This is a genomic window from Delftia sp. NA_296.1, assembly GCF_052692095.1.
The window spans coordinates 233,720-253,142 of the sequence record NZ_JBQZGF010000010.1 but is presented as its reverse complement, the minus strand read 5'-3'; the positions used below and the strand labels follow the sequence as shown (position 1 = coordinate 253,142).

Sequence of the window (19,423 nt, the reverse complement as noted above, 5' to 3'; positions counted from 1 at the left end):
CCCTCACTTGATCCCCGCACGCATGAAGCTCTGCACGAACTGGCGCTGGAACAGCACGAAGGACACCAGCAGCGGGCCCGAGCTCATCAGCGTGGCGGCCGTGATGGTGGCCCATTCCACGCCCGACTCCACGCTGGAGAACACCTGCAGCCCCACGGTGAGCGGGCGCGCCTGCACGCTGTTGGTGATGATCAGCGGCCACAGGAAGTTGTTCCAGTGAAAGCTCACCGACACCAGCGCGAACGCCAGGTACACGGGCCGCGCCAGCGGCACGTAGACGCGCCACAGGATCTGCAGGGTGCTGGCACCCTCCACCCGCGCGGCCTCGTCCAGTTCCCGGGGAATACCCAGGAAGGTCTGGCGCAGCAAAAAGATCGCAAAGGCCGAGGCGAAGTACGGCAGGCCTATGCCCAGCAGCGTATCGACGGCGCCCAGGCGCGACAGGGTCTGGTAGTTCGCCACCAGCAGGATGTCCGGCATGATCATCAGCTGCACCAGCACCAGGGCAAAGGCCAGGCCCTGGCCGCGAAAGCGGTAGCGTGCAAAGGCATAGGCCGCCAGCGTGCCCAGCACCAGCTGGGCCGCCAAAATCATGACCACCAGCACGGCCGTGTTCAGGAAATAGCGCGCAAAGGGCGCGGCCTGCCAGGCACGGCGAAAGTTCTCCAGCGTCCAGGGCGCGGCCAGGTCGAAGCGTGCCGAGTATTCGGGCGGATGGAAGGCCGTCCAGAACGCATAGGCCAGCGGCAGTATCCACAGCAGGGCCAGCAGCCAGGCGGCCAGCGTGTCCAGCCAGGTGGCGCCGTACAGCGCGGGCGGCGCATGGCGCGGGGCAATGGGTGCGGCGCTCATTGGTAGTGCACCTTTTTGTCGAGCACGAAGAACTGCAGCAGCGCCACGGCCGCCAGCACGGCGACCAGCACCACGGTGATGGCGGCCGCATAGCCCGTGTCCCAGAACTTGAAGCCCACTTCGTACAGGTGATAGAGCAGCAGCGTGGAGGCGTTGTCGGGCCCGCCGCGCGTGAGAATGAAGAGATGGTCCACCAGGCGGAAGGCATTGATCACCGCGTTGACCAGCACGAACAGCGTGGTCGGCATCAGCAGCGGCCACTGCACGCGGCGCAGGAAGTACCAGCGCGAGGCGCCTTCGATGGCCGCCGCCTCCTTGAGGCTGGGGTTGAGGGTCTGCAGCGCGGCCAGGTAGAAGATCATGAAAAAGCCCGCCTCCTTCCACACCGCCACCACGGTCACACAGGCCAGCGCCGTGGACGGGTCGCCCAGCCAGTTGTGCGCGGGAAGGCCCAGTGCGCCGCGCAGCTGCTCCAGCAGCCCGTACTGCGGCGTGTAGAAGAACAGCCAGATATTGGCCACGGCAATCATGGGCAGCACCGTGGGCGTGAAATACGCCATGCGCACGAAGGCGCGGCCGGCCAGCCTCTCGTTGACCCACAGCGCCATGGCCAGCGCCAGCGCCATGGACAGCGGAATCGTGGCCGCCGCAAACCACAGGTTGTTGCGCACGGCCTGCCAGAACACCGGGTCGTCGGCCATCATTGCGTAGTTCTCCAGCCCCACCCATGCCCCCGGCTGGCCGCCGCGCGGCGTGGCATGCAGGCTGTCGATCAGCGTGGCCACGGCCGGCCAGTGCGTGAAGGCCACCAGCAGCACCAGCGCCGGCAGCAGCATCAGCCAGGCATGGACGGCCTGGCGGCCGCGGACAAGGGAGGCGGGAGCGGAGCTCATGCGGTCAGCGGCACTGCGCCATCACTTGTAGCGGCGCAGGATGCGGTCTGCTTCCTTTTGCGCATCCTGCAGGGCCTGGGCCGAGGTCTTGCTGCCGTTGAGGGCGGCCTGCACGGCGTCGTTGAGCACCTTGGTCACGCGCTGGTTCTCATGCGTGGAGAACTCGGCCACCGATACCGGCAGTTGGTCGCGCGCCACCAGGGCCTGCGGGAAGTCCTGGCCGTACTTCTTGAGCGCGGGCGTGTCATAGGCGGCGGGCGAGACGGCAACGTAGCCGCTGTCCATGCTCCACTGCGCGGCCAGCGGGGGCTGGGTGACCCACTTCATGAACTGGAAGGCCGCCTCCTGCTGCTCCCTGGGCGCCTTCTTGAACAGGTAGAAGTTGCCGCCGCCCGTGGGCGAGCCCTTGCGCACGTTGCCTGCGATCTGGCCCACGCCGAAGTCGAATTTGGCATTGGCGTGGATGTTGGTCAGGTTGCCCGTGGTGGTGACGATGATGGCGGCCTTCTTTTCCATGAAGTCCTTGGGCGTCGTGCCCCACTCCACCACGCCGGCCGGGTGCACGCCTTCCTTGACCAGGCCCGCCCAGAAGTCCAGCGCCTCCACTACCTTGGGGCTGTCCAGCGTGACCTGGGTGCCGGCCTCGTTGGCCAGCAGCACGTCATTGGGCGTGGTCAGCGTCTGCAGCATCCAGTAGGCAAAGCCCGTGGACGGGATCTGTATGCCGTACTGCACGACCTTGCCGCTGGCGTCCTTCTTCGTCAGCCTGTGGGCGGCTTCCTTGAGTTCCTTCCAGTTCTGCGGCGCCTTGTTCGGGTCCAGGCCGGCTTCCTTGACGGCTTCCTTGTTGTAGTACATGACCACGGTGGAACGCTGGAAGGGCACGCCCCAGGTCTTGCCGCCCGCCTGGCTGTTGGCCATGAAGGCCGGGTAGAAGCCCTTGAGCCAGGCCCGGTCGGCATCGGTCTTCACGAAGTCGTCGATGGGGGCGATGGCGTCCTCGTCGATCAGCGTGAACATGTCGGTGGACAGCAGCACCGAGCTGGCCGGCGGCTTGCCCGACTTGTGGGCCGTCAGCGCCTTGACGATGGTCTCCTGGTAGGTGCCCGCATAGACGGGCGTGATCCGGTACTGCGGATGGGCCTTGTTGAACTCGGCCGCATAGCCGTCGATCACCTTGGTGATGGGGCCGCCCACGGCCACGGGGTAGTAGAACGGCACCTCCAGCGGCGTCTGCGCGCTGGCGGTGTTCAGCAGGCCCGTGGCGGCCAGGGCGGCAGCGGCTGCGAGGGTTTTGAGGAAGGCATGGCGTTGCATGGCGGACTCTCCTGGAAGGTGCTTCGGATGCGAAAGCCGGAACGGCTGAAACGGTGAATTGGCGAAGGAATTGGGGGCCGGTGCCTCGGCATCAGCCCGCGCAGCGCCGCCCCTGTTCGTCAAAGAAATGCGTGGCCTCGCGCGCCCAGCGCAGGCCCACGAGCTGGCCCGGCTGCAGGCCGCCGAGCTGGCTGCCTGCGGTGCGCACCATCAGTTGCTCGCTGCCCACGCGGCAGCGCAGCACCAGGTCGGCGCCCAGGTATTCGAGGCTTTCGATGTCGGCAGCCACCACGGGGCCGCTGCCGACATCGCCATGGAGCGACAGGCGCATGTCCTCGGGCCTGACGCCCAGCCAGCGCGCCTGGCCCGGTTGCTGCAGGCCGGCGGGCGCGGCGCTGGCATGGCTGCCCGCGATGTGCAGGCCGTCGAGGCGCGCGATGTTCATGGCCGGCGTGCCGATGAAGCGCGCGGCAAAGGTGGTGGCGGGCCGGCTGTAGATCTCCTGGGGCGCGGCGCACTGCTCCACGCGCCCCTGGCTGAGCAGCACCACCTGGTCGGCCATGCCCATGGCCTCGGCCTGGTCGTGCGTGACATAGACCACGGTCAGGCCCAGCCGCCGCTGCAGCTCGCGCAGCTCGGTGCGCATTTCCTGGCGCAGCTGGGCGTCGAGGTTGGACAGGGGCTCATCCATCAGGCAGACCCGGGCGCGGGCCACCAGGGCACGGCCCAGCGCCACGCGCTGCTGCTGGCCGCCCGACAATTGCCCGGGCCGGCGCGCCAGCAGCGCGTCCAGGCCCAGCAGCGCGGCGGCCTCGTCGATGCGCCGGCGCGCCTCGGCCGCCGGGACCTTGCGCACGGACAGGCCGAAGCCGATGTTCTGCGCCACCGTCAGGTGCGGGAACAGCGCGTAGTTCTGGAACACCATGGCAATGCCGCGCCGTGCGGGCGGCAGGTGGGTGACGTCCTGGCCATCGATGCGCACGCGGCCCGAGGTGGCGCTTTCCAGGCCCGCGATGATGCGCAGCGTGGTGGACTTGCCGCAGCCCGAGGGACCGAGCAGCACGCAAAAGGATCCGGGTTCAATGCGCAGATCCAGCGCCTGCAGTGCCGTGGTGCCGCCCCAGGACTTGGCGACACCTTCCATCTCGATCAAGGACATCACGCCAGTCTAGGAAGGCTGTGTGACAGGCCCGTGTCGCGCCCTCGGACTGGCGGCTCAGGCGGCTCAGGCAGCAGGGTGCCGTCTGTGCCAGTCCGTGGCCTGCTGGAACGCCCAGCCCGCGCGCACCAGCAGGTCTTCACGGAAGTCGGGGGCCACGAACTGGAAGGCCACGGGCGCGCCCTCAGAAGTGCGTCCTCCGGGCAGCGTGATCGTGGGGCTGCCCGTGAGGTCGAAGGGGCAGGTGTAGCGCAGCATGCCCGAGAACAGCTCGGCATCGGAGCCGAAATGCGCCATGCGTTGCAGCGTGGGGGCCGCAAAGGCCGTGGCGGGGACCAGCAGCAGGTCCACCTGCGCGAAGAGTGCACGCACACGGCCCGTGAAGTCCGCGCGGCGCAGCAGCAGCCGCTGGTAGTCGGTGGCAGACAGGCCCAGCCCCAGGTCGATCAGCCCGGCGAGCCCGGGGCCATAGGCCTCGCGCCGTGCAGGGAAAGTGGCGCCGTGCGCCACGGCGGTCTCCACCGCGCACAGCGCCGGCCAGTCCTCCACCGCCTGGGTGGCATCGGGAAAGCGGACCTCCTGCACGCTGGCACCCAGGCGCTGCGCCACCGCCAGGGCCTGCTCCACCGCCTGGCGGGAGGGGGCATCCACGCCGTCCAGTGCCCATTGCCGGTCCATGCCCAGGCGCAGGCCGGAGAATCCGCGCGTCATCATGGCCAGATAGTCGGGCACGCTGCACTGGCTGGCCGTAGGGTCCAGCGGGTCCGCCCCGGCGATGGCCGCGAGCATGGCTGCGGCATCGGCGGCACTGCGCGCCATCGGGCCTATGTGGTCCAGGGACGCGGCCAATTCGAAGGCGCCGTGGCGACTTACCCTGCCCCAGGTGGGCTTGAGCCCCGTGATGCCGTTGGCGGCCGATGGAAAGCGGATGGAGCCCCCGGTGTCCGTGCCCAACGATCCGAAGCACAGCCCCGCCGCCGTGGCCACGCCCGAGCCGCTGGACGAGGCCCCGGGCCACAGCTGGGCGCCCCAGGGGTTGACGGGGGCAGTGATCTCGGGATGGTGGTCTGCGAAGGCGCCTTCGGTCTGCTGCAGCTTGCCCAGGATGACGGCGCCGGCCTCGCGCAGCCTGCGCACCACGGTGGCATCTTCCGTGGGGCGATGGTCGCGGTGCAGCGTCATTCCATGCGTGGTGGGGACGCCCCGGGTCCACAGCAGGTCCTTGAGCGCCAGCGGCACGCCGTGCAGCGCACCACGGCGGCGGCCCTGCGCAATCTCGGCGTCGGCGCGGCGGGCGTCCTCCAGCGCCTGCTGCGCCATCACCGTCACGTAGCTGTGCAGCCGCGCATCCACGGCCTCGATGCGCGCCAGCATGTGGCGGGTCACCTCTTCCGAGGAAATGCGGCGGGACTGGATCTCGCGCCCCACCTCCAGCAGTTCGAGATGGTGCAGTTCGCTGTCGTTCATGGCATGTCTCCCGGCGCCCGGCTCCGGGGCGCCACCGTTGTTGCACAGGAAAGCCGCACGGGACGCGCGGCAGGCCCATGCTAGGGAGCCGGCGGCGCCGACGCTTGTTCGTGAGGGTCAGCGACCTTGCTCAGGCGGCCAGCAGGCTGCGGGGCGTGCAGCCGAACGCCTTGCGAAAGGCTCGGCTGAAGTGCGCCGCATCGGAGAACCCATGCGCGAAGGCCGCCTCGGTCACGCTGGAGCAGCGCCCCTGCATCAGGGCCTGGCGGCTGGCCTGCAACCGCAGCTGCCATACCAGGCCCATGGGCGTCTGGTTGTGCCGCGCAAAGGCCCGCGTCACGGTACGCGGCGAGACGTTGTGCTGCTGCGCCAGCCATTGCAGCGACAGCTCGGGCGAACCCAGGTTGTCCTGGATAAACGCCTGGATGCGGCCGTGCAGGTCCCGTTCCGCGCGGGGCTGCACGGCCATTTCCTGCATCTCCAGCGCCAGGGCCAGCACGTCGAGCAGCGCCATGCCGAAGCGCTGCGCCAAGGCATCACCGTGCGGCGCAGGCGGCATGGCGATGGCCTCGCCGAGCATGGCCCGCAGCGGCGCCACGGCCGGGGCATGGCCATGCAGCACCCGGCCCGCGTGCAAGGGTGCACGGGCAAAGCGATTCAACAATTCGCTGCGCGGAATGCGCATCAGCAAGATATCGCGGGGCGCCACCGAGAATTCGAAAGGCTGCGCAGCGTCATAAAGCACCAGATTGCCCGCACTCAGCCGGGCCACTTGCCCGCCCTGGCGCACCTCGGCCTGGCCCTGGAGCAGATAGCCCAGCCACAGCTCGTCGCGGGCATGCAGGCGCAGGTGGGCTGCGTTGCGCACCCAGCGGTGGCTGGGCGCCGACATGGCACTGATCTCCAGCAGTCCCAGGGACCGCACGGACAGCGTGGCCCCGAAGCCGCCGGGACCGGCACCATCCCCCTGCGCGCGGTGGCTGTCGGCCGGGATGCAGTGGCGGCAGACCACCTCGTGCCAGTAGTCGAAACGATGGCGTGGCTCCTGCGAATGGGTAGAGTATTCGAGCTGCATGGCAGCGCCCAGTATCCGCAGGCGGCCGCCGGCTGGCACCCCGGTGTTTACCCAAAGGCCCGGGGTGCCGCGACGGCGGCGCTGCCAGGCACGGCTCAGCTGTGGCCCGGAGCCCGGTTCAGCAGATGCGTGCGCTGGTCGGCGCTCAGCGACAGGTAGCGCTCGTAGTGACGCAGGATGTCGGCGATGACTTCCTCGCTGCGCAGGTACTGGATGTCGTGGCCCAGGCGACCGTCCTCGAAGAAGGTGATGGGCTCGTAGACATGGCGCCGCTCCTGCTCGCTGGCCGCCTCGCTCACCAGGAAGGTGGGCACCGTGCGGCGCGTGGCGCGCACGCCGTAGACGAAGTCGCGCAGCGAGGGATCGGGCACGGTCAGGCGCACGGCGCCCTCGCCGTCCAGGTCCTCGGTGACCACGGCCTGCACGCCGCGCCTTTGCATCTCGGCGGCCACCTCGTTCATGGCCGGCAGCACAACGCCGGCCAGGAACCTGCGCACATCGGCGCGCGAGGGCTGGTGCACGATCTGCTCCAGGCGCTTGCGCCAGTGCTGGCCGCTCCAGAAGCTGGTGGCCGGAGCCAGGTCGGGCGAGAAGTGTGCGCGGTCGGCCTGCAGCCCGCGCCACAGCCCGTAGCACAGGGCCAGCATGATGACGGCCACCGGCAGGGCCGCCACCAGGGTCATGGCCTGCAGCGCCTTGAGGCCGCCGGCCAGCATCAGCACCATGGCCGTCACGCCCAGCACGGCAGCCCAGAACAGCCGCTGCCAGACCGGCGAACGCGCATGGCCGCGCGAGGCGATGTTGTCCACCACGAAGGCCCCGGAGTCCGCCGAGGTGACGAAGAACACCGCGATCAGCACGATGGTGAGCCAGGCCACGGGCTTGAACCAGGGCAGGTACTCGAAGAAGCGGAACAGCAGCGCATCCACGTTCGAGGCCGTCTGCCCCAACGCGCCCATGGCCACGTGGGTGTCTATCCAGATGGCGCTGTTGCCGAAGGCCGTCATCCACAGCAGGTTGAAGGCCGTGGGCACCAGCAGCACGCCGGTCACGAACTGGCGGATGGTGCGCCCGCGCGAGATGCGCGCGATGAACATGCCCACGAAGGGCGACCAGGAGATCCACCAGGCCCAGTAGAGGATGGTCCAGCCGCCGAACCAGCCTTCCTGGCTGGGCGGCTCGTAGGCGAAGGTGCGGAACGACAGCTGGACCAGGCCAGACAGGTAGTTGCCGATGTTCTCGCTCAGCGCCTCGAAGAGGAAGACCGTGGGCCCGGCGACGATGACGAAGGCCAGCAGGATGAAGGCCAGCACGAGGTTGAACTCGCTCAGGCGGCGCACGCCCTTGTCCAGGCCCGAGACGGCCGACAGCCCGGCCAGGCCGACCACGATGACGATGACCGAGATGCGGAACAGCGCCGTGGAGGTGTCCCATCCCGTCAGCGTGTGCAGGCCGGCGGCCAGCTGCAGCGCGCCATAGCCCAGCGTGGTGGCGATACCCGCGATGGTGCCCACCAGCGCGAAGGCATCCACGCTGTGGCCGATGGGGCCGTTGATGCGCTTGCCCAGCAGCGGGTACAGGCCCGAGCGCATGGTCAGCGGCAGGTTGTAGCGAAAGCCGAAGTAGGCCAGCACCAGGCCCATGGTTCCGTAGACGGCCCAGGCATGAAAGCCCCAGTGGAAGAAGGTGGACTGCAGCGCCTCGCGCGCGGCAGCCGGCGTGGAAGGCACGGCCGTGGGCGGCTTGAGGAAATGCTGCAGCGGCTCGCCGACACCGAAGTACATCAGGCCGATGCCCATGCCGGCGGCGAACAGCATGGCGGTCCAGGAGATGAAGCTGAACTCGGGCTCCGCATCATCAGGACCCAGGCGGATATCACCGAAACGGCTGGACGCGACGAAGATCAGAAAGACCAGGAACAGCGTGACCGAGACGGCATAGAACCAGTCCATGTGCCCCACCACCCAGGCCTGGGCGCTGGAGAACAGCCGGTCGGCGCTGTCGGGCATGAGGCCGCAGTACAGCAGCAGCAGGCCCAGCACCAGCAGGGAAGGAATGACGACGGGGCCTGAGAAGGTGATGCGCGGTGCAGGCTCGGCAGGCGATGGCGTGGCCGCCTGCGGTGCATCCGGTGGCGGAACCACTGGTGGCGCGGGTGGCGCCGGTCGGGGATCGGTGGTCGTGTCTGGCATATACCCTCTCTCTTGTGATCAATGGTGTGCCCGGGAACCGATTCGCAATGGTGGCGGCCCTGCCCTTGTGGGGCGGGCCGCGTTCCCTGCTCGGGGGATGTCCGCCGGGCAAAGGCCGCAAGTATGCAAGGGCGGCGTGGAAGCAGGCGTCGGACGCCAACGCCAAAGGCTTCCGATTTGCTGACTTCAGGGCCGACGCCCCAGCACGCTGCTCCAGCGCGCCAGCGCAGCCAGTACGGCGGGCCAGAACACGGTATTGGCAATGTCGTGCAGGCTGGCGCCCCAGCGCCAGTACCCCAGGCTCGCGATATCGTCGCGCATGTCCAGCAGCTCGCCCGTCATGGCCACCACCAGGGCCGCCAGGAGGGGCGTCCAGCTGCCCAGGGGTCTGCGCAGCACGGCGCAGGCGACCAGCGCCACCGTCAGGCCCACGTAGATATGCAAGGCGTCCTTGGACAGCCCCGAGGCACCCACGACGGCCATTTTGATGGCCTGGACAGCCGACGGCTCCATCCGCAGCTTTCAGCCGGCCAGCTTGGCCACCACGGCCGGGGCGATGACGCGATGGGCCGGCGCCACGCCCAGCATGTAGATACGGCCCAGGGCATTGTGCACATGGACCACGGTGGACATGGCGGCGGTGAAGGTGCCGGACGGCGCGCCCTCGGGGCTGGGCAGCCGCATGAGGGAGACCTGCACGTCCAGATGCCTGTCGCTGTCGCCCAGGACCACTTCGCTGTCGCTCAGGGCATGGACACGGAAGATGCCGGCGCGGTCGCCCACGCGGTAGCTCGATGGCTGGCGCTGCGCATCGACGCCGCTGAGCGTGCCCAGGTCCTTGATGCCGAAGGGCGCCACCACGCGGTTGCGCAGGCGCATCAGAAAGTCGATCCAGCCCGGCGTGCGGCCCACGCAGCGCAGGTACAGCGCCATGGGGCTGCTGCCGTCGTCCGGCAATTGCAGCTGGTAGCTGTCGTGGAAATGGGCGGTCTTGAGGCGGTCCTGCAGGGCGCTGCCTGCGGGAACCGGAGAGAGGATGACTTGTGCCATGGAGCGGAGGGTGATGAAAAAAGGGGGCGGTCCTGCAGCCATCATAGGCCGCAGGGCCGCCCCCTTGTCAGGGCGCCATCAACGCTGCATCAGCGCTTGTCGCTCACCTTGATGCGGGCGTTGGGAACCTCGCCGAACATCTCGGGCGCATACAGCGCCTCCACCCGCGTGGGCGGCAGCGCGAAGTCGCCGGCATTGTTCAGCCGCACGGTGTACTCCACGCGCGTATTGCCCTTGGGCAGGTACTGGTAGTAGGCGCGGTAGGCCTCGAAGCTGCGCTCTTCATAAGCCAGCCAGCCCGCGCCTTCCGCGCGCTCGCCGCCCGAGGCGATCTCCGAGTCGCGCCCCAGACCGCCGCCCAGGATGGTGGCGCCCGTGGGCACGGGGTCGGTGATGGCCACCCAGGTCATGTCGGTGCGGGCCTGCACCTCCAGCGTGACGCGCAGCACGTCGCCGCGCGAGTACTGGCCTGCGGGCAGGCTCTTGTCGGCCTGCTCCACGGGCTTGACCGTGCGCGTGACGGTGTAGCCGGCGCTGAACGGCGCCTTCAGCTGCACGGCCGCCACCGACTGCAGCGTGAGCCAGGGCTTGCCGGTGCCCTGCTGGGTCACCGTCAGCTGGCCCTTGCGGGCATCACCCACCGCGCTCCAGGGCAGGAACATGGTGTTGTTGCGCAGGCCGCCGACCACCGTGGTCGCGCCGAAGCTGGACGCCTGGTGCGCCGCGCCCTCGGTGTCGCTGGCGCGCATGCGCGTGACCTGGCTCCACTCCACGCGGGCCTGGGACGCGCCCAAAGCCGCCTGGGTGGCGCCCGTCACGGGCGTGGCCTCGAACTGCTGCGAGAAGCGCTGCAGTGCCAGCGCGCCCCACAGGTTGGCCGTGGTCGTGCCCCAGGCGCCGTTGCTCTGGCGCGAGATGAAGCCGTTGGCCAGGCGCGGCAGCTCTTCCTTCCAAGTCGGGTCGTCCATGTTGACCAGCATCAGGCGGGCCAGGTTGACCTCGGGGCCCTGCATCAGCCACCACCACTGGTCGTCCTGCTCGTTGCTGAAGGCCACGCGCGTGCCCTGGTAGCTCAGGCGGGCGCGCAGGATCTGCTGGGCCTGGGCCAGCTGCTGTTCGCGCTGGGGCAGCTCGCGCATGTGCTTGAGCAGGGCCACCCAGTCGATGACGGCATGCGTGGGCCAGTCGTTGGGCGCGATGGTGATGCTGTCGAGCATGCGCGGATTGGCGCGGCCCGTCAGCGCCAGCGCCTGGATGGCGGCCAGCTTGCGCATGTCCAGATCCTTGCGCGGGCTCCAGAAGCTGCGCTGGATGCGGCCTTCGACGAAGGCGATCAGGCCGTTTTCCATGCGCTCGCGCTCGGCCACCGGCAGCACGAAGCGCTTGTCCACGCCCTGTGCCAGTGCCGAGAGGTTGAGCAGGTGGGCCGTCAGCGTATCGCTGCCGCGGGCCGCACGGCCCGAACCGTCGCCCGCCAGCGGGAAGTAGCTGGCCAGGCCGTCGCTGTCCAGGTAGCTGGGCAGTTGGCCCATGGTGGACTGCCACAGCGTGGCGTCGCTCATGCCCACGGCCTTGCTGGTGACCTGCTCCAGGCAGCTGTAGGGATAGCGCGCCCACCAGTCGCGCACGCCCGGCAGGCCTTCGGCCAGCTTGGGCGCCAGCGACATGCGCAGGCCGCCGCGGCCGGACAGCGCATCGGCCGGCAGCTGCACGGGCAGGTTGATGCTGCCATCGACCTGCATCAGCGTGCCCTGCTGCACCGTCAGCGGCACGGCCGGGATGATGCGCTGGCTGACCTTCAGCCTGTCGCTGGCCGGCTTGTCGCCGCCTGCGGTGTCACGGGCCTCGATCTCCCAGATCAGCGCCTCGGCGCGCGTCTGGCCCAGCTGGGCCGGCGCAGTGACGTTCCAGGCCACCTCGCGCGCCTCGCCCGCGGGAATCTCCACGGTCTGCGCTGCCAGCTCCAGCAGCGTGGCACGCGGCGTGACCTGCACCTTCATGGCCTTGGCCGAGGTGTTGCGCAGCGTGACCATGGCACGGAACTGGTCCTCCTCGCGCACCAGCGGCGGCAGGCCGCTGATGATCTGCAGGTCCTGGGCCGTGCGGATGGGCGCCTGGCCCGTGCCGAACATCGACACGCCATGGTCGGCCACCGCCACCACCTGGAAGGTGGTCAGCGAGTCGTTCAGCGGCACGCTGACCTGGGCCTTGCCCTGGGCATCGAGCACCACGCTCGGATTCCACAGCAGCAGCGTCTCGAACAGCTCGCGCGTCTGGCTGCGGCCACCGCCGCCGCCAGCGGCCACGGCCTTGCGGCCGTAGTGGCGCCTGCCGATCACCTCCATCTGCGCGGTCGAGGTCTGCACGCCCCACTCGCGGCGGCGCAGCATCGCGTCGGCCAGTTGCCAGCTGGTGTTGGGCATGAGCTCCAGCAGGGCCTGGTCCACGACCGCCAGCGCCACCTCGGCGCCAGCGGCTGGCTTGCCGTCGGGCAGCGTGGCGCTGATGGTGACCTTGGCGGTGCCGCGCACCTGGTAGCTGGCCTGGTCGGCCGTGACCTTGACGTCGATGCGGTGGGCCTTGGTGCCCACGCGGATCTCGGCCATGCCCAGGCGGTAGGCGGGCTTGGACAGATCGACCAGGGCCGTGGGCGCGATGTACTCCTTGCCCTCGTGCCAGAAGGCGTTCCACCACTCGCGCGGCGCCTTGAAGCCCCAGGTGAAGAAGCTGTACCAGGGCACCTCGCGCAGTCGCCCGCGCAGGGCCAGCACGCTCACGTAGACGTTGGGGCCCCAGTCGGGCTGGACCTTCAGCTCCACGGTGGGGTTCTGGCCATTGAGCTGCATGACCTGGGTGCTGACGATGCCTTCGCGTTCCACGGCGACCAGGGCCGTCGCATAGCGGAAGGGCATGCGCACCTGGAAGCGCGCGGTCTCGCCGGGCTCGTAGCTGCGCTTTTCGGGCAGCACGTCCATGCGGTCATGGTCCTCGCCGCCGAACCACAGTTCGCCCTGGCGCGTGACCCAGACGCTGGAGGCGGCCTGGGCGGGCCGGCCATCCTTGTCGGAGGCGGTGACGATCAGCTCCACCTCGCCGGGCTGCGACAGCTGGGCTTCGCACTGCACCATGCCCTGGGCATCGCTGTTGCCCGTGCATACCGTGCCCATGGACTTGAGCGTGGTCTGGTTGTCGTAGCTGTAAAAGCCCCCCACCAGGCGCTTGCGGCTGCTGGTGGTGACGCGGGAGATGGCCTCGACCTTGACCGGCACGCCGGCCTGGGGCTTGCCGTCCACGCCCAGCGCCAGCGCCTGGAACTGGAGCTTGCGGCCCGTGGTGATCCAGCTTTCGGCACGCACGCCGGCCACGATGGCCGCGGGCCACAGCATCTGCGTGCTGCGCAGGGTCTGCACCTCGCCGTTGGGGTCGGCATAGGTGGCCTCGATCAGCAGCTCGCGCGGCTCGCGCAGCTTGGGCAGGTTCTCGATCTTGAGCTTGCCCAGTCCTTCACGGTCCAGCGTCACGGGCAGCTTGTCGGCCACCACCTTGCTGTCCTGGGAGGCCGTGGCCTCCTCGTCATCGCTCTGGCCCGTGTCCTGGGCGCTGCGCGGTGCCGAGAAGCTGAAGCCCTGCCAGTCGCTGCGGTCCATCCAGGTGGAGCGCACCAGGGCGGACACGCGCACCGGCAGGTTGGCGGCCGGGCCGCCGGAGACGTAGTTCACCTGCACCTGCACCGGCAGGCTGGAGACGCCGACCAGGGCCTGCTTGCCTTCGGGGCCCACACGGCCTTCGAGCACGGGCAGGCGGAATTCCTCGACACGGAAGCTGCCCGTGCCGAAGCGGTTGTTGCGCCCGCGCGAGCCGTTGCCATCGCCGCGCAGCTCCACGGAATACGAGCCGAGCTTGGCGCCCTTGGGCACGGAAAAGCTGTTTTCCGCACTCAGGCCGCCCGTGCCCGTGGAACGCCACTGCAGCGGCTGCGTGTACTGCTGGCCGCTGCCTTCATGGGTGATGACCAGTTGCGTGGGCCGCTGCTCGGGCAGCGCAAAGCCGCCCTGCCCCTGGCCGATGCCGGTCTGGGTGCGCATCAGGTGCTTCATGGACACGGTCTCGCCGGCGCGCAGCAGCGTGCGGTCGAAGATGGTGTGGGCCACCTCGTCGCGCTGGGCGCTGCGGCTGGTGGGCACGTTGAAGCGCCAGGACTCGATGCCGCGCTGCCAGTCGCTCCAGGTGAAGGCCAGCTCCTGCTGGCCGTCCTTGCCCTGGGCGCGTGCGCTGACGAAGTAGGCAGGCGAGCGGTAGCCGACACCGCCCGTGCACTGGGGCGGCTCGGGCGACAGGCCTTCCAGGCGCGCCACGCCGCTGGCGTCGGTGGTGGCCGAGGTCAGCACCTTGCCATTGCAGTCGGAGACCTGGATCTTGGCATTGGCCACGGCCTGGCCCTTGTCCAGCGTGGTCACCCAGGCGGCCGCGTTCTCGCGGCCGAGCTTGAAGTGCACGGACAGATTGGTCACCAGGGCGGAGGTGCGCACATACATGCTGCGCGCCGAGCCGTAGCGCTCATCGAGCAGCGACTGGCCCAGCAGCGGCGAGGCGATCTCGACCACATGAAAGCCCGGCGTGAGCGGAATGCCCACTACCTCGAAGGGGCGCGGATCGCCCTTGACGGGCTTGGGCAGCTCCAGCGTCTTGACGTCGCCCTGGCCGGCCAGCAGCGACAGCATGCGCGTCTGCACATAGTCGCGGTTTTCGTTGTCGATCACGGGCGGCAGCGGGCCCTTGATGTCGCGCGAGGCGCGCTTGCGGTCCATGTCGGAGGACTCGTAGTCGGCCACGCGGCGCATCCAGGCAATGATCTCGGCATCGCTGCCGGGCTGCTTGGTGCTCACGCGGCTGGCGTCCAGGGACTTGGTGGCCAGCTCGGACTCCACATTGCGCAGCGTCACGGGCAGCAGGGCCGGGCCGTCCGGTCCCTCTGCATAGCGCTCGACGATGCCGAAGGGCGAGGCCGCGAACTTGGCCAGCGGCGGCAGCGCGCCCGTGGCCACCTGCAGCGGGAACATGTCGGCATTGCTCAGGCTGCGGCCCGCCGCGTCCTTGAACTGCGGAGGCAGCTCCACCGTGTAGCGCGCCTGGGCCTGCATGGTGGCCGGGAAGCTCAGGTTCTGCACCAGCGAATCCTCGCTGAGCTTTTCGCCGTATTCGCCGTCGATCACGGGCGCCACCTTGGAGGCGCCGCTGCTCAGGCGAATGCCCTCGGCCAGCTTGCGCGGCACGGGGGCATTGAAGTTCAGGCGCATGGGGCGGATCGGCAGGCAGGCGGCCTGGGCGTTCTCGCGCTCGCAGCTGAACTCGGCCGCAAAGGGCTCGCGCACGCGGTACTCGAAGCGCTTGTCCTGGCGGCTGGCCACGCCATTGGGCGTGGCGATGCCGGCGCCAAAAACCAGCTTCATGGTCGTGCCCGCCGTCAGCCGGCGGTTGCAGGCCAGCGTGGCGTACTGCAGCGGGTTCTTGGCGGCGGCCTTGTCCCAGCCGCGGTGCTTGAGCAGCTCGTCGCGCTCCTTGCCTTCGATCAGGCGCACGGGAATGCGCTCGCCCACGCCTTCGGCCGTGCACCACATGTGCTGCTGCAGGCTTTGCACGGTGGCCGGGCCCGACAGGCGCAGCGCGAAGTACTGCTCCTCGTCGATCTGTTCATAGGTGTCGGGCGCCATGTCCAGCACGGCCGGGCCGCCGGTCTGGAACTGGTAGCTGGCAGCGCCCGTCACGGCCGTGCCCGCAGGCGACTTGTAGCCGGCCACCAGCTGGGCCGTGCAGCGCACGCCTGGCGGCAGGGCCTGCTTGAAGTCGAACACCCATTCGCGGTCGCTGTTCCAGCGGCCCGTGCCCTGGGTGGCCGCCGCATCGCTGCAGCTGAGCGTGACCGGCGCGGCCGCCTTGGGGTCGCCAAAGCGCACGGCCGTGCCATCGAACTGCACCACCACCTGCTCGACCTTGGCCACCTCTCCCTGCGGGCTGAACTGGCGCACGCCCACGGCCTGCGCCGTCAGCGCCGCCGATCCCAGCAGCAGCCCCAACCCCCACCGGCTCCAGGGCCGGCTGTGCGCCGGAGCCCCCTGCAACCCACTGATCGCTTTCGTGCGAAGCACCCCCATGGCAATCCCTTCTGTCGGGCTCAGATGGCCCGCTGTTTTCTTGGAATGAGCAGGCTTTCAGCACTGCGATGCGAGCTGTCCGCATGACACGCTGCAAATGAAAAACCCTGCGCTGCAGGCAGGGCTCGGCGGCAAGGGCTGGAACAAGGCGCAGGCCTGTCGCCCGCATGCACCGAATGCACCGAATGCAGGGCCGCATCCGCTGCGGCTGAAAACCACTGCGCGGGATGATACCGGCCCGCATCCGCTGCAGGCCCTGCTGCGGGTGCCCGGAACCGGGTCTGCGGTGTATCCATCTGTAAGACATCGGCGCATCAACGCGTCATATCCGTGCAATCACAGGGCTCACCTCCCACCACAGGTCCCGTCAGACTACATACAGCGTGCTGCCTATACTGCGCGGATACAACACAGGGAGAGAGTCCGTCCATGAAGCCGAACCACGTTGCCGTGCCTCAGCCGTTCTGGCACCGGATCAACCAGTTCTTCGCCTTTCCGTTCCAGTCACAGCCGCTGGGCTATGCGCTGCTGCTGTCGCTGGGCAGCCTGCTGTTCAAGACGCTGTTCTTCCTGCCCGCACCCCTGGCCATCGGGCTGGTGCAGATCGGTATCCTGCTGGCCGCCAGCCGCTATGGTTTCAAGGTGGCAGCGCTGGGTTCGCAGGGCATATCGCGCGCTGCGGACTATCCTCGCCACCTGGACCCGGACTGGACCCATCTGCCCTGGAAGCTGTTCGCCATTTTGGTGGTGCACGGCATCATCGTCGGCTGGTGTGCGCGGGTGAGCCTGGGCATGGCGCAGTTGGCCCTGCTGCTGCTGTCCTTTTTGCTGCCGGCCAGCATCATCGTGCTGGTGCAGACGACGGGCTTTTTCTCCGCACTCAATCCGCTGCTGATCCTGGACACGGTGCGCATCATCGGCAAGCCCTATGCGCTGCTGTGCTTTTTTCTGTTCCTGTTGAGCAGCGGTGCGCAGATTGCCATGTCGCTGCTGCTGCCGCTGTTCAGCGGGCTGATCCTGCTGCCGCTGTTCAACTTCGCCATGATCTATTTCGGCTGGGTCATGGCCAGCCTGCTGGGCTATGTGATGTACCAGCACCATGAGGCGCTGGGCATCGACGCCGTGCCCCAGGCAGACAGCGGGCCCGACGGGGCGCCTGCGCGCACGCCCGAACAGATCGCCCGCCAGCAGCTGGACGAGGACGTGGCCGAGCACGTGGCCGCTGGCGACCTGGCCGCCGCGCTGGGCCTGGCCTACGAGGACCAGCGCACCCACCCCGACGACACGCATGCCCAGCGCCGCTACCACCGCTTGCTGCTGCTGTCGGACAAGACGGCCACGCTGCTGGACCACGGCCGGCGCTTCATCGCCCTGCTGCTGCGCCAGGGCCAGACCGCCGAGGCGCTCAAGGTGTTCCAGGCCTGCCGCGCCAAGGAAGCGAGCTTTGCGCTGGACGATGCCGACCAGACACTGGCCCTGGCGCGCAGCACCTGGCGCGCGGGCGATGCACAGGCGACGCTGACCCTGATCTCGGGCTTCGACAAACGCTTCAAGGGCCATGCCGCCGTGCCCCATGCCTATGAACTGGCGGCGCGCCTGATGCTGCAGGGCTTCGGGCGCCGGGACATGGCCCAGGGCATCCTGGCCACGCTGCAGGCGCGCCATCCCGACAGCGAGGCCACGCAGGAGGTGCGGTGGCTGCTGCGTGACCCGGAACCGGAACAGGGACCGGACCCGCGCCCGGCCCCGCACTGATCACGCCGTGGCCTGGGACCGGGCCTGCCCGTCGAGCAACAGCCGGGTCACGGCCTCATCGGGCGCCCAGCGCTGCAGTTGTGGCAGCCAGGCGCGGGCGCGCTGTGCCAGCCCCTGCTGCAGCAGGCCGTTGACCAGCAGGCACAGCGTCTCGCCCAGGCCCGGCTGGCCGGGTGCTGCCTGCAGCAGCGCGTGGCACAGCTTCTCGGCATCGTCGAACGCACGGGCACGCGTGAAGCGGCGCACCAGCCTGGCCATGTCCTCGGGCGCGATCCTGGCGCCTGGGCGGGCCAGGTCCAGGTAGATGCGGTAGCTGGCGTGCTGCCAGGCCAGGGTGGCGGCATCACGGGCCGGCAGCCTGAAGATGCGCCGGGCCGCCCGGTGGAAGTCCTCGCTGGCAGGCGCATAGCGGGCTGCGGCAAACCAGGCGCGCAGCACCTCGGTGTCGGCAGGCCGCAGCTGGGCTGCGGCGCGCCAGGCGCGCAGGGCGCCCTCCATGTCCAGCGCCTGGCCCAGGCGTCGCGCGTTGGCGACATGTGCGTCGAAGCCATCGTCCGGCGCCGAATGGCGGACCGCCAACGCCGCCCGTGGCTTGCGGCGCAGATGCAGGGCCATCAGGGTCGCGCCTGTGAGCAGGCCGCCCAGGTGGGCCATGTAGCCTGCGCTCTGGCCACTGAAAAAATGCTGCAGCACTTCATTGGCGATCCAGGCTGGCAGCAGGATCAAGGCGGGCGCAGTGACGTAGTTGAAATAAAAAAACAGCTGATAGAAGAAACGGACACGCCGCAGCCGGTACATGACGGCGTACATGCCCATCAGGGCGGCCACGGCGCCCGAGGCGCCCAAACCGTAACTGCCTGTGCCTGCATAGGCCCAGCCCGAGAGCACCGAGCCACCCACGGCGCCCAGCAGATAAAACAACAGATAGGTGCCGCGCCCCAGCATCAACTCGACCGAGAAGCCGAACATGAAGAGAAACAGCATATTGCCCACCAGGTGGCTGGTGTCGACATGCAGGAACGCTGCGGTGATCCAGGTCACCGGGCGCATCGGCGCGTCCAGCGCATAGTTTTTGGCCCAGCGCGTGGTGAAAGGTTCCGGCTGCAACGCCTCGTAGCGGCTGCGGTCGGTCTGCCAACGCTCGTGCAGGGGATCGCTTTCGGGCACGATCTGCCCGCTGCGCAGCAGCGCCAGGAATTTCGGCTCCCGCTCCATGCGCTGCAACAGCGGCTCGACCAGGCCCTTTTTCTGCAGCACCTTCGCCTGCTTGGCAATGGGCGAATCCGTGCGCTGCAGCCAGTCCACGAAGCGCGGCAACTCGATGCCCGGCAGCGCGCTGGCGGCATAGAACTGCGCCGCCGCCTGCTGGGCGCGCTCCTCGGAGCGCTGCGGCCCGAAGAACACCAGCACGTTCACGAGGATGATCAGCAGCGTCATCCACGGCGGATTGCTCCAGCGGGGCCGGTCCTCCAGCGGAATCGCGTAGAACATGCGGGACCGCTGGACGCGCG

General features: G+C 69.0%; 12 protein-coding genes. 1 reads left to right on the top strand and 11 read right to left on the bottom strand.

All coding sequences use genetic code 11. The features are described 5' to 3' along the window. Positions 1-3 precede the first annotated feature (3 nt). From ACUTR7_RS23555 to ACUTR7_RS23510, 10 genes are all read right to left on the bottom strand, one after another. Positions 4-852 (bottom strand): carbohydrate ABC transporter permease, encoded by an 849-nt coding sequence (locus tag ACUTR7_RS23555; protein ID WP_445609933.1) that lies wholly within the window; start codon positions 850-852, stop codon positions 4-6. After that, positions 849-1,745 carry a carbohydrate ABC transporter permease gene (locus ACUTR7_RS23550; RefSeq protein WP_445609932.1) on the bottom strand — a complete coding sequence of 299 codons (897 nt, stop codon included), beginning with the start codon at positions 1,743-1,745 and terminating at the stop codon, positions 849-851. Before ACUTR7_RS23550 ends, ACUTR7_RS23555 begins: the two co-directional genes overlap by 4 nt. 21 nt (positions 1,746-1,766) lie before the next feature. Further along, on the bottom strand, positions 1,767-3,062 hold the full coding sequence (locus ACUTR7_RS23545) for an ABC transporter substrate-binding protein (protein WP_445609931.1): 1,296 nt from the start codon (positions 3,060-3,062) through the stop codon (positions 1,767-1,769). Between the two features lie 91 nt (positions 3,063-3,153). Then, positions 3,154-4,221 (bottom strand): ABC transporter ATP-binding protein, encoded by a 1,068-nt coding sequence (locus tag ACUTR7_RS23540; protein WP_216294122.1) that lies wholly within the window; start codon positions 4,219-4,221, stop codon positions 3,154-3,156. Positions 4,222-4,287: 66 nt separating this feature from the next. Further along, positions 4,288-5,688, bottom strand: coding sequence for an amidase (locus tag ACUTR7_RS23535; RefSeq protein ID WP_088163951.1), 1,401 nt, complete (start codon positions 5,686-5,688; stop codon positions 4,288-4,290). A gap of 130 nt (positions 5,689-5,818) precedes the next feature. Beyond that, entirely contained in the window at positions 5,819-6,763 is a 945-nt protein-coding gene (locus ACUTR7_RS23530) for a helix-turn-helix domain-containing protein (RefSeq protein ID WP_445609930.1), read from the bottom strand. Positions 6,764-6,858: 95 nt separating this feature from the next. Further along, entirely contained in the window at positions 6,859-8,955 is a 2,097-nt protein-coding gene (locus tag ACUTR7_RS23525) for a BCCT family transporter (protein ID WP_445609929.1), read from the bottom strand. 186 nt (positions 8,956-9,141) lie between these two features. Then, positions 9,142-9,438: a hypothetical protein gene (locus tag ACUTR7_RS23520; protein WP_081816177.1), complete on the bottom strand. Its 297-nt coding sequence runs from the start codon at positions 9,436-9,438 to the stop codon at positions 9,142-9,144. Between the two features lie 39 nt (positions 9,439-9,477). Further along, entirely contained in the window at positions 9,478-10,005 is a 528-nt protein-coding gene (locus ACUTR7_RS23515) for a DUF2867 domain-containing protein (protein ID WP_445609928.1), read from the bottom strand. A gap of 89 nt (positions 10,006-10,094) precedes the next feature. Further along, complete coding sequence (locus ACUTR7_RS23510; RefSeq protein ID WP_445609927.1) at positions 10,095-16,157, bottom strand: alpha-2-macroglobulin family protein; 6,063 nt, start codon at positions 16,155-16,157, stop codon at positions 10,095-10,097. Between the two features lie 429 nt (positions 16,158-16,586). Between ACUTR7_RS23510 and ACUTR7_RS23505 the strand changes: the two genes are divergently transcribed. Continuing rightward, complete coding sequence (locus ACUTR7_RS23505) at positions 16,587-17,912, top strand: tetratricopeptide repeat protein (protein WP_445609926.1); 1,326 nt, start codon at positions 16,587-16,589, stop codon at positions 17,910-17,912. Here the strand turns inward: ACUTR7_RS23505 and ACUTR7_RS23500 are convergent, their stop codons facing one another. Further along, positions 17,913-19,403: a rhomboid family intramembrane serine protease gene (locus ACUTR7_RS23500; RefSeq protein WP_445609925.1), complete on the bottom strand. Its 1,491-nt coding sequence runs from the start codon at positions 19,401-19,403 to the stop codon at positions 17,913-17,915. Positions 19,404-19,423: the final 20 nt, after the last annotated feature.